At 73.6% G+C, this 14,679-nt stretch carries 12 protein-coding genes; 1 reads left to right on the top strand and 11 read right to left on the bottom strand.

Features of this window, described 5'->3' with window-relative positions; translation table 11 throughout:
* Positions 1-83 precede the first annotated feature (83 nt).
* The 7 genes from ACIRJT_RS07815 to ACIRJT_RS07785 form a co-directional block, all read right to left on the bottom strand.
* Entirely contained in the window at positions 84-839 is a 756-nt protein-coding gene (locus ACIRJT_RS07815; RefSeq protein ID WP_403905950.1) for a thioesterase II family protein, read from the bottom strand.
* Positions 836-1,618 carry a thioesterase II family protein gene (locus tag ACIRJT_RS07810; RefSeq protein ID WP_403905948.1) on the bottom strand — a complete coding sequence of 261 codons (783 nt, stop codon included), beginning with the start codon at positions 1,616-1,618 and terminating at the stop codon, positions 836-838. Before ACIRJT_RS07810 ends, ACIRJT_RS07815 begins: the two co-directional genes overlap by 4 nt.
* The gene (locus ACIRJT_RS07805; protein ID WP_403905945.1) at positions 1,615-2,304 is read right to left on the bottom strand and encodes a 4'-phosphopantetheinyl transferase family protein; all 690 of its coding nucleotides are present in this window, start codon (positions 2,302-2,304) and stop codon (positions 1,615-1,617) included. Before ACIRJT_RS07805 ends, ACIRJT_RS07810 begins: the two co-directional genes overlap by 4 nt.
* Before the next feature lies 1 nt (position 2,305).
* Complete coding sequence (locus tag ACIRJT_RS07800; RefSeq protein ID WP_403905943.1) at positions 2,306-3,817, bottom strand: amino acid adenylation domain-containing protein; 1,512 nt, start codon at positions 3,815-3,817, stop codon at positions 2,306-2,308.
* Positions 3,818-3,858: 41 nt separating this feature from the next.
* Positions 3,859-7,071 (bottom strand): amino acid adenylation domain-containing protein, encoded by a 3,213-nt coding sequence (locus ACIRJT_RS07795; RefSeq protein WP_403905940.1) that lies wholly within the window; start codon positions 7,069-7,071, stop codon positions 3,859-3,861.
* On the bottom strand, positions 7,068-7,340 hold the full coding sequence (locus tag ACIRJT_RS07790) for a phosphopantetheine-binding protein (RefSeq protein ID WP_403905937.1): 273 nt from the start codon (positions 7,338-7,340) through the stop codon (positions 7,068-7,070). Before ACIRJT_RS07790 ends, ACIRJT_RS07795 begins: the two co-directional genes overlap by 4 nt.
* A 128-nt stretch (positions 7,341-7,468) precedes the next feature.
* Positions 7,469-8,386, bottom strand: coding sequence for a LysR family transcriptional regulator (locus tag ACIRJT_RS07785; RefSeq protein WP_403905934.1), 918 nt, complete (start codon positions 8,384-8,386; stop codon positions 7,469-7,471).
* Positions 8,387-8,598: 212 nt separating this feature from the next.
* Here ACIRJT_RS07785 and ACIRJT_RS07780 point away from each other — a divergent pair, with 212 nt between their 5' ends.
* On the top strand, positions 8,599-8,838 hold the full coding sequence (locus ACIRJT_RS07780) for a hypothetical protein (RefSeq protein WP_403905931.1): 240 nt from the start codon (positions 8,599-8,601) through the stop codon (positions 8,836-8,838).
* Between the two features lie 34 nt (positions 8,839-8,872).
* On the opposite strand, the gene ACIRJT_RS07775 is transcribed toward ACIRJT_RS07780, so the two are convergent.
* From ACIRJT_RS07775 to ACIRJT_RS07760, 4 genes are all read right to left on the bottom strand, one after another.
* Positions 8,873-11,779, bottom strand: coding sequence for an AfsR/SARP family transcriptional regulator (locus ACIRJT_RS07775; RefSeq protein ID WP_403905928.1), 2,907 nt, complete (start codon positions 11,777-11,779; stop codon positions 8,873-8,875).
* Positions 11,780-11,878: 99 nt separating this feature from the next.
* A complete protein-coding gene (locus ACIRJT_RS07770) occupies positions 11,879-12,322 on the bottom strand; it encodes a nuclear transport factor 2 family protein (RefSeq protein WP_403905926.1) in 444 nt (147 codons plus the stop codon).
* Positions 12,323-13,924 carry an AMP-binding protein gene (locus ACIRJT_RS07765; protein WP_403905924.1) on the bottom strand — a complete coding sequence of 534 codons (1,602 nt, stop codon included), beginning with the start codon at positions 13,922-13,924 and terminating at the stop codon, positions 12,323-12,325.
* Between the two features lie 85 nt (positions 13,925-14,009).
* The gene (locus tag ACIRJT_RS07760; RefSeq protein WP_403905922.1) at positions 14,010-14,666 is read right to left on the bottom strand and encodes a flavin reductase family protein; all 657 of its coding nucleotides are present in this window, start codon (positions 14,664-14,666) and stop codon (positions 14,010-14,012) included.
* Positions 14,667-14,679 lie beyond the last annotated feature (13 nt).

Below are 14,679 nucleotides of genomic sequence, written 5' to 3'. Positions count from 1 at the left end.
CTCCTGACCCGCGTCAGGAACACGGCCGAGGGCCGCCGCCTCCCCCGGGAGGCGGCGGCCCTCGGCCGTTGTCGCGATCGGGTTCACGCCGGTGCGGCCGTCAGCGTCCCGCGCAGGGCCGCCAGGAGCGCGGCTTCGTTCTCGCGGAAGTAGAAGTGGCCGCCGGGGAAGGTGCGGATGGTGAGGGGCGGTGAGATGTGGTGCTGCCAGGCCTCGGGGGCGGTGGCGGCCGGGGTGTCGGTGGTGCCGGTGAAGACCGTCGTGGGGACGGGGAGCGGGGGGCCGGGGTGGTGGCGGTGGGTTTCGGCCAGGCGTAGGTCGGCGCGGAGCGGGGCACTGATCATCGCCCGTAGGTGGCGGGAGGCCAGGACCGGTTCGGGGATGCCGCCGTGGCGTGCCGAGACCGCTTCCAGGAAGGCGTCCTCGGGCAGGGTGTGCAGGGGATGCCCGGGGCGCGGCAGGTGCGGGGCCGGGAGGGCGGAGACGATCAGGCGGTCGGGCAGCGGGCGGCCGGTGGTGTGCAGGGCTCTGGTGATCTCGTACGCGACCAGGGCGCCCAGACTGTGGCCGAAGAAGGAGAACGGGCCGTTGTCGAGCGGCACGTCGGTGACGAAGTCCCGCACCAGGTCGGCCAGGGTCGCGGCGTGGGGCTCGCGGTGGCGGCCGGCGCGGCCGGGGAGCCGGACCACGTGCAGGGTGGTGTCGCCGAGGCCTTCGGCCCAGCGCGCGTACTCGGCCGGATTCCCTCCCGCGTGCGGGAAGCAGTACAGGTCCGGGGCGCCCGTGGTGGCGCCGGTCGGGGTGAGCAGCCAGCGGCGGGCCGTCGGGGCGGGGGTCATGCCGGGCGGGGGGCGAGGATGCGGCGGGACAGGTCGGGGACCAGGTCGGGGGCGGCGTCCTGGAGGTAGAAGTGGTCGCCCGGGTAGGAGACCACGGCGGTGGGGCCCGAGCCGTACGCGCGCCACTCGTCGACCCAGCGTCGCGCGTCCTCGTCCTCGGTGCCGAAGCAGGCCGTCAGCGGGGCGTCGAGCGGGGCGGCGCCGGGTGTCGGCCGGTACGTCTCGATCAGTTCGTAGTCGGCGCGGAAGGCGGGCAGCAGGAAGGCGCGGAACTCCGGGTCGGCGAGCAGTTCGCTCTCCGCCGCCCCCATGTCCAGGACGTCCGCGACGATGGCCTCGTCGCCCCGGGTGTGGATGCCCCGGGACTCGTTGCGGTGCGGCGGGACCGCTCCGGAGACCAGGAGGCCGGCCACCGGGCGGCCGAACCCCTCGCGCAGGGTGAGGGCCGTCTCGTAGGCGAGGAGTGCGCCCATGCTGTGGCCGAACAGCCACAGCGGGAGGTCGCTCCCGGTGGCCAGCACGGCGGCGAGCCGGTCCGCCATGACGCGCATGTCGGTGATGACCGGGTCCGCGAAGCGCGTCTGGCGGCCGGGATAGCAGACGGCGCTCAGCTCGATCTCCGGGTCCAGGTGGCGCGGCCAGTCGCGGAAGAACGACGGGGAGCCGCCCGCGTGCGGCAGGCAGACGAGGCGGGCCCGGGGCGTCGCGCCGGGCGGGCGGGTGGTGGCGGTGTTGGTGGTGGTGGCGAAGGGGTGCAGCCACTCCTGGTCGGCGTTCACGTCGGTCGGCCTTTCGGTGAGTTCGGGCGGTCGGTCGCTTGCGTCGCGATCCGGCGGTCGGTCGCTTGCGTCGCGATCGGGCCGTACGCGCAGCTGAGCGGTAGGCGTGAGGCGGCGCGCAGGCTGGCCCACGTGTAGCGGCCCCAGGTTCCCCCGGTGGCGCCCGGTTCGGGCTCGGCGTGGAAGGCGTGGCCCGCCAGCCCGTCTCCCGCGGCCTTGCCGAGGGCTTCCTTCACCGTCCACAGCCAGGCGAACTCCCGTGCCCTCGCCCGCGCCGGCAGCGCCAGCAGTGCGCTGCGGCCCCGCGGCGCGCACCACCGCAGGAGGGGGTCGGCGATCTCCTGGGGCGGCTGCTGTACGTCGATGCCCACGTCGCGGTCGTACGCGGCGCAGACGGCGACCGCCGTGCCGCTGTGGCTGACGCTGACGCCGAGGCGGGGCCGGTCGGGCAGGTGGGGGCGGCCGGTGGGCCCGTACGCGATGTCCGCGGCGGCGGCCTCGGGGAAGCGCTCGGTCAGCAGGGCGCGCAGGGCGCTCCGCCCGGCCCGGTGCGCGGTCCGCCGGGCCCTGCCCGTCAGCCGGTCCGCGTGGGCGCGGTCCGGTGCGGTGAGCGGTCCGGCGGCGGGGTTCCAGGCGGTCGAGAACAGGATCCAGACCCCGGGGGCCGCCGCCAGGATCGGCTCCATGTCAGTCGCCCGTGCCCGCGAGCACCTTGGCCCGGTCGATCTTCCCGGTGACGCCCAGGGGCAGTTGCTCGTGCGTCCTGATCTCGGCGGGCACCATGTACCCGGGCAGCGTGGCGCCGAGGGCGGTGCGCAGGGCCGTGCGGAAGGCGTCGGGGTCCTCCCGGTCGGCCCGGTTCTGGGGGACGACGTGGGCGACGAGCTGTTCGCCGCCGCCGGGGCGCTCCTCCACACCGACGACGGCGGTGCGCACCTCGTCGAGGCCGCGCAGCGCGACCTCGATCTCCTCCAGCTCGATGCGGAATCCGCGGATCTTGACCTGCCGGTCGGCGCGGCCCAGGAACACCAGCTCGTCGCCCTCGACGGCGACGAGGTCGCCGGTGCGGTAGTGGATCCCCTCGCGGCCGGGCAGTTCGACGAAGCGCTGCTCCGTGAGGTCGGGGAGGCCGAGATAGCCGGTGGCCACGCACGGTCCGCCGAGGTACAGCTCGCCGCTCTCGCCGTCGGCGGCCTCGCGGCCCTCGGCGTCCAGGACGACGGTCGTGTGTCCGGGCATGGCGTGGCCGATCGGGACGCGGGCGCCGTTCCAGCCGGGGGCGATCCAGTACAGCGTGGCCGTGATGATCGCCTCGGTCGGCCCGTAGGCGTTGCAGAGCGGGATCGAGGAGAGGGGGCCGCCCGCCCAGCGGCGGACGACGCCGGGGTGCACCGCCTCGCCGCCGAAGACGATCCCGCGTACGGAGGCGAGCGCGTCGCGGTCGTCCTCGGTCAGCTCCTCGCCGAAGAAGGCCTCGAAGTAGGCGGTGGTGCAGGCGATGAAGGTGACCTGGTGGAGTCGCACCCGGGCGAAGAGCTGCCGGCCGGTCCAGAGGGACGGGCCGCGCAGGAGCACGGTCGCCCCGCAGGTCAGCGGGGCCCACATCTCCTCGATGGCCGCGTCGAAGCTGGCGGAGGAGAACGAGAGCAGCACGTCCGGCTCGGTGAGTCCGTACGCCTCGCAGGTGCCCCGCAGATGCGCGGCCAGTCCGTGATGGCCGACCTGCACTCCCTTGGGGCGGCCGGTGGAGCCGGAGGTGTAGATGAGGTAGGCGGTGTCGTCCCCGGTCGCGCGGTGCGGTGAGCGGCGGGCGGCGGGCGCCGGCTGGGTGGCCGGCCTGATCCGCTCGACGGGCAGGCCCGGTTCGGGGCCGTTGTCGGCGGTGTGCAGGACGAGGCGGGCCCGGGTGTCGTCGACGATGTAGCGGACGCGATCGGCCGGCATCCGCGGGTCGACGGGCGCCCAGGCGATGCCGGACAGCCAGGCTCCGAGCGCGGCGGTGACGAACTCCGCGTTGCCCGGGCCGGCCAGGATGACGGTGTCGCCGCGCTCGCAGCCGAGGTCCCGCAGCCGTGCCGCCACGGCGTGGGCGCCGTCCCAGAGCTGCCGGTAGGTGACACGGTCCCTGCCGCAGAGCAGCGCGGTCTTGTCGGGGTGGCGAAGGACGGATCCCTCGATCAGGTCGATGACGGTGGTCATGTACGTCTCCGTGGTCGGGGTCGGTCGAACGGAGGGCCGGTTCAGCGGGGCCGGCGGTCGGCGGGGCCGGCGGACGCCTGCTGCGGCGCCGCGTCCAGGTATGCGGCCAGGGCGCCCAGAGTGGGCGAGCGGAAGAAGTCCGCCACCGCCACGCGTACGCCGGTGGCTCCGGCCAGCTCGCTCAACAGGCGCATGACGTCGAAGGAGTTGCCGCCGAGCACGAAGAACGAGTCCTGGGGGCCGGTGGGTTCGTTGCCGAGGATGCGCGTCCACAGCTCCCGTACCGTCGCCTCGGCCGGGCTCGGGGTCCAGTCGCCCGTGACGGGCCGCTCATCGGCGCTTTCGAGCTCGCCCGCCTCGTAGCGGCGGAGCAGGGCCACCCGGTCGACCTTGCCGTTGGCGGTCAGGGGCATCACGTCGATGCGCAGCACGTGCCGGGGGATCATGTACGTGGGCAGGTCCTGCCGGAGGGCGTCACGCAGGCGGGCGACGTCGAGCGGCTCGCCGGGAGCGGGCAGCACGAAGAGGCACAGGGCGGCCTGTTCACCGGTGCCGCGCACGGTCGCTGCGGCGGCCCGGACAGCGGGCAGCCGCTCGGCCGCGGTCTCCAGTTCGCCCAGCTCGACGCGGTGTCCGCGCAGTTTGACCTGGGAGTCGCGGCGGCCGAGGAAGAGCAGGTCGCCGTCCTCGGCGCGCACCGCCAGGTCGCCGGTGCGGTACATGCGCCCGCCTCCGGGTGCGGGCAGGAAGGCGGCCTCGGTGCGCTCGGGGCTGTTGACGTACTCCTGGGCGGGGCAGACGCCGCCGAAGTGCAGTTCGCCGACCGCGCCGGGCGGGACCTCGTGGCCGTCCGGGCCGAGCAGGTGGGTGTCGACTCCCGGCAGGGTGCGGCCGATCGGCACGTGGGACGGGCGTCCGGCGGGGCCGCCGGGCAGGACGTGCCAGGTCACCGCGTGCGTCTCGGTGGGCCCGTAGAGGTTCACCAGGGTCAGCCGTTCGTGGGTGTCGAGCAGTCGGCGCGAGCGGCTGTCGAGGTGGAGCTGTTCGCCGGACACGCAGAGGAAGGAGACGGTGCGCAGGGTGTGCCCGGCGTCGTCGGCGGCCGCGGCGAACGCGCCGAGGACGGCGACCGGGAGATAGACGTGGGTCAGTCGTTCGCGGTCGACCAGCTCGGCCACCGCGCGCAGGTCCCGGCGGTCGGTGGGGCCGAGTCCGTACACCGTGCCGCCGGCGGCCAGGGTCGGGAAGATCTCCTGGTAGGAGACGTCGAAGCCGAGCGGCGCGAACTGGAGGAAGCGTGCGGAGGGGCCCATCGCCAGCTCCTCCAGCTGCCAGTGCAGGAGGTTGACGAGGGCGGGCTGGCCCATCAGGACGCCCTTGGGGCGGCCGGTGGAGCCGGAGGTGAACATGATGTAGACGGGGTCGGAGCCGTCGGAGGGTTCCGGCGCGTCGGCCGTGGTGCCGGCCTGCTCCAGTTCCGTGACCGTGGCCCGCTCGGGCTCGCCGGGCACCACGGAGGCGGTGGCGATCATGAAGGTGCAGTCCGCGTGGTCGAGCATGTAGCTCAGCCGGTCCGCCGGGAGTCCGGTGTCGATGGGCAGGTAGGCGGCGCCGCACCACAGGACGGCGAGCATGGAGACGACGGTGTCGGCGAGCTTGTCGGGCACCACCGCGACCACGTGGCCGCGCCGCACGCCGCGCTCGCTCAGTCCGGCGGCCGCGCGGCGGGTGCGCTCCAGCAGCTCGCGGTAGGTCAGGGCGGTGCCGCCGGGGTCGGCGACGGCCAGGTGGTCCGGGTCGCGTCCGGCCGCGGCGGCCACCAGGCCGAGCAGCCCGCCCTTCGCCTCGACGCGGGCCTCGTGACCGCGGCGGAAGCCTGCCGTGGCGCGGGTTTCCGGGGAACGGGTCAGCTCGCGGAGGGGGGCGCGGGGCTCGTCCGCGGCGCCCAGCACCAGCCGTCGGTACTCGGCGAGGAAGCGTTCGGCGTACGGGGCCGGCAGCAGGTCCGTGTCGTACTCCAGCTCGATGAGCAGCCCGTCGTCGACGGGCGTCGCGCCGAGCCACAGGTCGAAGCGGGCCGCTTCCTGTGAGACGAACTCCACCGTCCCGGTGAGGCCGGGTGCGAGTTCCAGCCGGGTGGGCAGGGTGTCCTGCATGGCGAACATGCACTGGAAGAGCGGATTCCGGTTCGTCACGCGCTCGGGAGCGACCTCGGCCACCAGCGCGTCGAACGGCACCGCCTGGTAGCGCATCGCCTCGCGCACGACGCCGGCGACGGCCGTGCAGTGCTCGTCGAAGGTGGGCGCGGCGGCGGGCAGCACGAGGGGCAGCGTGTTGACGAAGAAGCCGCACAGTTCATGGGCGGCGATGGTGCGCCGGGTGGAGAAGGGGCTGCCGACGACGACCGTGTCCTGGCCCGCGTACTGGCCCAGCAGGGTGGAGTAGCAGGCCAGCAGAAAGCCGAACGGGGTGACGGACAGTTCGCGGGCGGCTGCCTCGACGCGGCGGCGTTCCTCGACGGTGAGCAGGACGGAGAGATCGCCGCCCGCGAAGGCGGTGTCGACCGGCCGGGTGGGGGTGGGGTAGAGCGTCGTCGCGGGTGCGGCGGCGACGGCCGCGGCGAGCCGGGGCACCTCTCCGGCGACGAGGGCGGCGTCGGTGGCCCGGACCTGCGCGGCGAGTTCGGCGGCGAGCTGCTGCTCGCGGCGGCCGGGGGCGGGGCCCGGGTCGTCCGAGCGGTAGCCCTCGCGCAGTTCGTCGAGGAAGGCCGTCATGGAGACGCCGTCGCTGACCGAGTGGTGGATGTTGCAGAGGAGTGCGCTTTCACGCTCCCCGCGGACCAGGGCGAACCTGCAGAGCGGCGCCCGCCGCAGGTCGACCACGAGCTTCGCGAACCGGCGGCTCTCCTCGTCGACGACGGCCGCGAAGGCGGGTCCCCGCTCGGTGACGTCCCTGGTCTCCAGGTCGACGTCGGCGGGTTCGGTGATCCGGGCGCGGGGCACCCCGCCGTCGAGGGCGAACTCGGTGCGCAGCGCCGGCTGCACCCGTAGCAGCCTGGTCAGTGAGCGGCGCAGCGAGGTCTCGTCGGCCACCCCGTCGAAGGTGACGCGGAAGCTGATGTTGTAGAGGTCCTTGCGTTCCATGGCCTCCTGGATGAAGAGGAGGCTGCGCTGGGCGGCGGTGACCGGGAGGACGGTGTCCGGGGCGGTGGCGGCGTGGGGCCGCGTCGGCGTGCCGGTGGTCGTCACGCTCATGCCCAGTCCTCCACGAAGTCGGCGAGGCCGGCGACGTCGCGGACGTCGGCGAGGCGGTAGGGGTCGATCTCCTGGGCGGGGTCGACGGCGAGGTCGCCGAGGATGCGGAGCAGCAGCAGGGAGTCGATCCCGAGGGCGGCCAGCTCCGTGGTGGGGGTGATCGGCCTGCCGGTTTTGACGCGTCGGGCGATGGCGGCGGTGACCCGCTCGGCGGCCGGCGCGTCCGAGGCCGGGCCGTCGGTCGGTGCGGGGGCGGGGGTCGCTGTCATGTCGGGCCTTTCTTCGGCGCGGGGTGCTCGGAGGTGGGGGGCTTCGTGGACGGGGACGGAGATGGGGACGGGGATGGGGCTTCGTGGGCAGGGACGGGTTCGGGCCCTGGTCGGCGTCGGAGGCCGGCTCAGCTCGCGGCGAGGACGAGTGGCTCCATCGGTTCGGCGGCGACGTCGAGCGCGGCTGCCACCAGTGCGCTCAGCGCGGCGTGCGAGACGCTGGCCTTGCGGCGGACGACCTGGGTGTACGTCTCGAAGGGCGGCACCCAGTCGATCGCGGCGAGGGCTCCCTCGCCGAGTTCGCGTTCCACCGCGACCAGCGGCATGAGGGCCATGCCGATGCCCAGGGCGACACTGCGCTTGGCGGCGTCGACGGAGTCCAGCTCGAAGACGCGGGGGCGGTCGGTCTCCGCTCGCGTGCCCAGCGCCTCCTCGAACTGGTCGTGGTAGCCGGCACGGCTGTCCGCGCGGATGATCGGGGTGTTGCGCAGCTCCGCGTCGGCGACCTGTCCCCGCCCGACCAGGGCGTGGGAGGGGCTGCCGACCAGGACGAGCGGTTCGGGGCAGAGCACCCTGGTCTCCAGTCCCTCGTGCTCCTCGGGCGAGCCGACGACGAACGCGCAGTCGAGGCGGCCCTCACGGACCGCGGTGATGGCGTCGGTGTCCGCACCGGCGTGCAGGGAGACCTGCATCTTGGGGTAGCGGCGGTAGAGGTACTCGACCATGGGCAGCAGCCGGTAGCTGGTGACGCTCTCGACGGTGCCCACCTCCACACAGCCGTGCGGCTCGCCGTCGGCGCTGACCGCCTGTCGGGCGCGGGCGGTCAGCGAGATGATCTCCCTTGCGTACGGGAGCAGTTGGGCGCCTGCGGGAGTGGGTCGCACTCCGCCTGGCAGGCGTTCGAGCAGCGACACGCCGAGCCCCTGCTCCAGCGATTTCACCCGGGTGGTGACGGTCGGCTGGGACAGGTTCAGACGTGCTGCGGCTCTCGTGAAGCTTCCTATCTCCAAGACCGCCACAAAGGCGCTGAGCTGAGGAGTTTCCACTCCATCCTCCTCCGGCACGGGACGGGACTGCCTTTCGCCTCCTCATGCTCCGGGCCGGTCCTACCGCCCCGCTACTGCGACGGAACCCGTGAATCCGGCCGGGTGACAGCCGGACAGGTGCCGGACGGTAGGAGATGAGTAGCGGGCGCTCCTAGCGTTCTCGGCAGTTGGAGGAGAGACCCTCCGCCCACCGACCGAGGAGATGGACTCACGTGCGAAAGATCCTGTTCAGCAGCGCAGCCGCACTGATCGCCGCCGGCGCCCTCCTCCCGCTGCCGGGCGCCGTCACCGGGCGCCTGGAGAGCCGGACGATCGCGGCGGCCCCGGGCGACACCCCGTGGCCCCGCGCTGGACAGGCCTCCGCGGCCGAGGACGACACCCCCTGGCCCGGCGGCGGGGAGACCGTGATCCTCGCGGACGGCGACACCCCCTGGCCGGGCCCCGGCGCCTGAGCCTTCGGTCTCCGGCTCCGGGGGCGTCGCGGTGTCAGCCCAGGACGGTGATCGGGAACTCGAAGCCGTCGAGGCGCTCGCGGTGCTTCGCCTCCAGCTGGGCCAGTTCCAGCCGGGCCTCGGCCGCGCCCACCGGGTCCATGATCTGCTCGCGGATGACCACGACGTCCCGCAGCAGTGCCTGGGCGGCGCCGGTCCTGCCGAGCCGGGCGTTCACCAGGCCCAGTTGGCACAGGATGCGGGACTCACCGGCGATGTCGCCCCGCAGGCGCACCACTTCCAGCACGTCGCGCAGCAGCTCCTCGGCCTCCCGGTAGCGCCCCCGGTGCTGCATGAGGTCGCTGAGCACCAGGCGCACCTGGCCCTCGGTACGGCGGCTGCCGGTGGTCCGGCAGATCTCCAGCGCCTCGTTCAGCAGCGCCTCGGCTTCGTCCGGGCGTTCGTCGCCGATCGCGAGGCGGGCCAGGTGGGCCAGGACGTTGGTTCGGCCGACATGGTCGTCGACGGCGAGGAAGTCGGCGGCCGCCTGCTCGTGGAGTTCCCGGGCGACGGCGGTGTCGCCTTGCCGTACGGCGAGCAGCGCGAGGTTGCGCCGGGTGAGGGCCAGGCCGTGGGTGTCGCCCAGGGCGAGGAAGGACTCCAGCGCCGGTTCCAGCGCCCGGCGGGCGGCGCCCAGGTGCTCGCGGCTCAGGCAGAGCGAGCCGATGGAGCACATGACCGCGGCGAAGCCCCGGGACAGGCCGGCGTCGCGCACGGCGTCCAGGGCCCGTTGGTGGGTCTGCTGCCACTCCTCGTAGTAGCAGCGGGACTCGAAGAGGGTCACCAGGGTGACCGCGAGGTCCCAGCACGCCTCGGCCAGCCCCTGGCAGGCGGCCACGTCGATGACGCGGCAGAGGGCGGCGCGCTCCTCCTCCAGCCAGGCCAGCGGGTCCACCAGCAGCCGGTCGGCCTGTGCGAGGGCGGGCTGCCAGCGCGGGGCCTCGCCGTGCAGGACGGTGAAGTCACCCCCGTACAGCCGCCGGTGCGCCTCGTCGACGAGTGCCAGCCAGCCGCCGACGAGCCGCCGCAGGGCCGCGTCGGTGTCGTCCTCGGCACTGTGCCGCTCCTGCTGTTCGCGGGCGAAGAGCAGGACCAGGGAGTGCAGGCGGTAGTGCGGCCCCGTCCGGCCGGCGGCCTCGACCTCCAGCATCTGGGCTTCCACCAGGAGTTCGAGGAGGTCGTCGGCGGCGAAGAGGTCGATGTTCAGGAGTGCCGCGGCCGTCCAGGTCGCGACGGAGCCGCCTTCGACCAGACTGAGCAGCCGCAGCAGCCGTCTGGCCTCCTCGCTCAGACCGTCGTAGGTCAGGGCGAGGCTGGAGCGGATCACCATTTCGCCGTGGGCGAGTTCGTCCAGCCTGTGGCGCTCGTTGGAGAGACGGTTCAGCATCCACTCCAGAGTCCAGTGCGGGCGGGCCAGCAGCCTGGCGGCGATGATCCGCAGCGCCAGCGGCAGCTGGCCGACCAGCCGGACCAGGGCCTGTGCCGAGTCGGGCTCCTCGCTCACGCGTTCCTCGCCGATCACGGCCGAGAGCATCGCGATCGCCTCGTCGGTCCGGAAGACGCCGACCTGGACGAAACGGGCCCCGGGCAGGCCGGTCATCCGGGAGCGTCCGGTGACCAGGACGGCCGAGCCGCCGTTGCCGGGGAGCAGCCTGCGCACCTGCCGGGAGTCGGCGGCGCTGTCGAGGACGACCAGGACGCGGCGTGCGGCCAGCAGGTCGCGGTACATCGAGGCGCGTTCGTCGACGCTCTCGGGCAGTTGTGATCCGGGGATGCCGAGAGCGCGCAGGAAGCGGCCCAGTACGTCGAGGGCGGTGGCGGCCTCGTCGCGGGTGCCGCCGAGGTCGCAGTAGAGCTGGCCGTCCGAGAAGTGCTCGACCAGTTGGTGCGCGGTGTGCACGGCGAGCGTGCTCTTGCCGACGCCGGGCGGCCCGGTGAGGACCACCACGGGCGTGGCGTGCGCGGCCCCTCCTGCCACCAGCGCCGCGCGGGCGGCGTTCACGGTGTCGGCCTGGCCGGTGAAGTCGGCTATGTCCGAGGGGAGTTGGCACGGGATGACGGTCGCGGCCTGTTCGGGCCGGGCGATCTCGGCCGGCGGGTCCGCCGGGGCGGCCGACGGCGTGTGCGAAACGGGCGAGGGAGGCAGCGGTGCTGCGGGAGGAGGCGTCACGGGACCGGGCCCGCGCAATGCGCCGTCGCCGGCCAGGATCGCCGCCTCCAGTCGGCGCAGCTCGTCGCCGGGCTCGATGCCGAGCTGCTCGACCAGGAGCAGCCGCCCCTCCCGGAACGTCTCCAGGGCCTCGGCCTGTCGCCCGGAACGGTAGAGGGCGAGCATCAGCTGGCCCCGCAGCCCCTCGCGCAACGGGTTGCGGGCGACGCAGGCGGCCAGTTCGGGCACGAGTGCCGCGTGCCGCCCGAGCTGGAGCTGGAGGGCCGCGTGCCCCTCCACACCGGCCAGCCGTCGTTCGTCCAGGTGAGCCGCGGCGGTCTGGAGGGCCAGGCTCTTGGTGCCGCTGAGAGCGGGGCCGCGCCACAGGTCGTCCGCGGCCCTGAACGTGTCGGCCGCCTCCTCGGCCCTGCCCTCCCTGGCCAGCACCTGTGCCTTGCGGGTCAGGAGGCCGAACAGCTTGGCGTCCAACTGCTCGTCGTCGACCCGCAGGAGGTAGCCGGGCTCCTGGGTGATCAGGCTCGTGTGTTCCCTGGTGGCCGCGAGGTTGGTCCGCAACGCGGAGATGCACGTCTGGATCTGGGTGCGGGCGGTCGACGGAGGGGCCGCGCCCCAGATCGCGTCGACGAGCCCTTCCGTGCTGACGATCCGGTTCGCCTCCAGCAGGAGCGCGCAGAGGACGACCTGCTGCCTACCGCGGGGAATGCGGCAAACAACGCCGTCCGGCCCGGTCACTTGGAGAGGCCCGAGAATCCGGTATATCGGGCCAGATTCCCTCACCTGAATTTCGCCCCCCGCGTCAGCAATCACCTGGTCCTCGGCAGAACGCCCAAGCTAGCACGGCACCCACCGCCGAAAAAGCTTACCGAGTCGCCTACGGAAGGCCGGGCGGAACACCGACGATTCACGGGCTGTCAAGGGCTGGTTCGCGCCGGACATCCGGGCATGGTAGCGCTTGCGCACGAGAAGCAGTCCATGGGGAGAAAACGTCAGGATGTCGACGAAACCCATCGCATCGACCGGGTCGATTCGCGCATGGACCACACCGGTGACGAAGACCCCGCCCGGGGTGGCCCACACGGACTCCAGCGAATACACCAGGTCACGTGAGTATTCCAGCAGGATGACCAATTCCTTGCCGTGCACCGGATCTTCTCCGGGAAGCCATACCGTGACATCGTCGTCCAGCAGTGATCCGAAGTCATCGTATTCGGAAGCGTTGAGATAGGCATACGTCAGATACACATGCTCGCCGGTCGTCTTCTCCTCGGGCTGCACTCAATGATCTCCGGTCGTGAAGCGGGCTGCCAGGGCACGGCGGTCGACCTTGCCGTGCGCGGTCACCGGGAGATCGGCCGTAAAGTGGAATTCGGCCGGAATCATGTAGGCGGGCAGCGTCCGCGCGCAGAACGCGGTGAGGCGCCCGTCGTCGATCGCCCCGGCGCCGTCCCGTGCCACCACGCAGGCGGCCAGCGCCGGGTCGGCGCCGTCCCGCTCCCGCACCAGCACCGCGACGGCCGCCACTTCCTCGTGCTCCAGCAGCCGGCGCTCCACCTCGCCGAGCTCCACCCGGTTGCCCCGGAGCTGCACCTGTGAGTCGGCACGCCCGCGGAAGTACAGCTCGCCGTCGGGCCCCCGGTGCGCCAGGTCCCCGGTGCGCAGGACCAGTTGACCCGAGCGCGGCTCGGCCGGATCGGGCACCCGCGCCGCCGCCGAGGCCGCCGCGTCGCCCCAGTAGCCGGTGAAGAGCGCCGGGGTGCGGAGGTGGATCTCGCCCGTCTCCCCCGGTCCGTCCAGGAGTCGGCCCGCGGCGTCGACCAGGAGCATCTCGGCGCCCCGGTGGGCGAATCCGATGGAGAGCCGCTCCAGGTCCGGTGGCAGCGGGGTCGGCACGTCGGTGAACGAGCAGGCCATGGACTCGGTGGCGCCGTAGCAGTTCACCAGCCGCGCCCCCGGGAGGAGCCGCTGGAGCTGCCGGAGTTCGGTGAGCGGGAACTCCTCCCCGCAGAAGAGCACCCCGCGGATGCCGGTGAGCGTCTCCAGCACGTGCGGGAGGTGCCGCAGCGCCTGCCGCCAGATCGACGGTACGCCGTTGACCTGGGTGGCGCCCGTGTCGGCCAGTACCCGCAGGAACCGGGTGGGCCAGCGCATCAGGGTGCGCGGCACCGGCACGAGAGCGGCGCCGCTGCCGAGCGCGAGGCCGATGTCGAGCAGCGAGAAGTCGAACTGGAGCGGCGAGGTGGAGGCCACGCGCGCCCCGGGCCCGACGAGCCCCTCCGCGCACATGCCCCGGTAGAAGGAGGTGACCGCGCGGTGGCTCATCACGACGCCCTTGGGGCGGCCCGTGGTGCCGGAGGTGAAGATCATGTACGCGGTGTCGGTCGGGCACAGCTCCCGGCGGTGGCGCACCCGCCGGGCGGGCGGGCGCTCCGGCGTGAGCCGGCCCCCGCCGAACCGGGCGGTGCCGGTGCCCTTCGGCAGCCCGGTCCGCCGTCCGCCGTCCGCCTGGAGGTGGAGTGCCGCGCCGGTGGCCTCGATGATGCCGTGCAACCGCTCGTCGGGAGTCTCCGGGCTGACCGGGACGAAGGGCAGACCCAGTCGTGAGCAGGCCAGCAGCACGGCGAGGGCCTGTGTGGAGGTGTCGGACTCCAGGACCACACGGTCACCGATGTCGAGGCCCAGGGAGTCGAGCGCCTCCGCGTAGTCGCGGGCCAGCTCCGCCAGGCGTCCGTAGCTGGTCTCGCGCAGTTCGCCGTTGGCCACGAACTCGACCACGGCGGGACTGTCCGGGGCGGTGCGGGCGGCCGCGAGCAGGAAGGAGTGCAGGAATTCACTGTGTGCGGAGTGGCGCAGGACGGCCGGTTCGGCGGCGATGGTCACGGCGGGGCTCTCCTCGGGTCTCTCGTGTGCGTGGGTGGACGGTGCGGACCGGTGCGGCGTCGACGGCCGGCCGCTCGGCGCGGTGTCAGCGGGCCGCGGAGCGGGAGCGCGGCTCGGCGGCCCGGTGGGCGATGCCGTCGAGCAGCACCATCGGGTCCCTCGGCAGCCAGGACGCGTGGCGCGCGGTGCCGATCAGCAGGGTGTGGTCGAGTACGTCCACCGCCTCCGACAGGTCGCAGACGACGGTGGCCGTGCAGCCGTCCAGGACGGGCACACCGTGCGCGTGGGAGTGGGCGACCCGGTCGAAGCGGCGGCTCGGGTCGCCCGTCGCGAACCCGCCGGCCAGGGAACGCTGCTCCCAGGAGAGGACGTTGACCGCGAAGGCGCCGGCCGCGCGGATGTGCGCGAGGGTGCGGCCCGCGGTGCGCAGCGAGACCAAAACGCTCGCGGGCTCCAGGGACAGCGAGAGCACAGCGGTGGCGGTGCAGCCGGAGGGGCCGTCGGGCGTGGCGGAGGTGATCACCGTGACGAAGGTCGGCAAGCGCCCCATCACCTGTCGGAAGGCCGCCCCGTCCAGGGCGGGTTCGGCCCGGGGGCCGCCGGGGCGACCGGGTGCCGGTGCGTCGGCGGAGCGGTCCTCGTGCGGGGCGGCCGGCCGGGGCGCGGTGCCGTGGCGCGGGCCGGCATCGGACGGCCATGTCGTGACCGGCCGCTCGCGCGGTATCTGGATGTCGACGGTCATGTCTGTCTGTCCC

This window comes from Streptomyces sp. NPDC102283 (genome assembly GCF_044766265.1).
In the GTDB taxonomy this organism is placed as follows: Bacteria; Actinomycetota; Actinomycetes; order Streptomycetales; family Streptomycetaceae; genus Streptomyces.
The sequence above is the reverse complement of the archived record's forward strand: the minus strand, read 5'-3'. Positions and strand labels throughout refer to the sequence as shown.

Excerpts from the sequence above, each read along its gene's own strand:
- ACIRJT_RS07815 (WP_403905950.1), bottom strand. The coding sequence starts at position 839 with ATGACCCCCGCCCCGACGGCCCGCCGCTGGCTGCTCACCCCGACCGGC.
- ACIRJT_RS07805 (WP_403905945.1), bottom strand. The coding sequence starts at position 2,304 with ATGGAGCCGATCCTGGCGGCGGCCCCCGGGGTCTGGATCCTGTTCTCG.
- ACIRJT_RS07800 (WP_403905943.1), bottom strand. The coding sequence starts at position 3,817 with ATGACCACCGTCATCGACCTGATCGAGGGATCCGTCCTTCGCCACCCC.
- ACIRJT_RS07795 (WP_403905940.1), bottom strand. The coding sequence starts at position 7,071 with ATGAGCGTGACGACCACCGGCACGCCGACGCGGCCCCACGCCGCCACC.
- ACIRJT_RS07790 (WP_403905937.1), bottom strand. The coding sequence starts at position 7,340 with ATGACAGCGACCCCCGCCCCCGCACCGACCGACGGCCCGGCCTCGGAC.
- ACIRJT_RS07760 (WP_403905922.1), bottom strand. The coding sequence starts at position 14,666 with ATGACCGTCGACATCCAGATACCGCGCGAGCGGCCGGTCACGACATGG.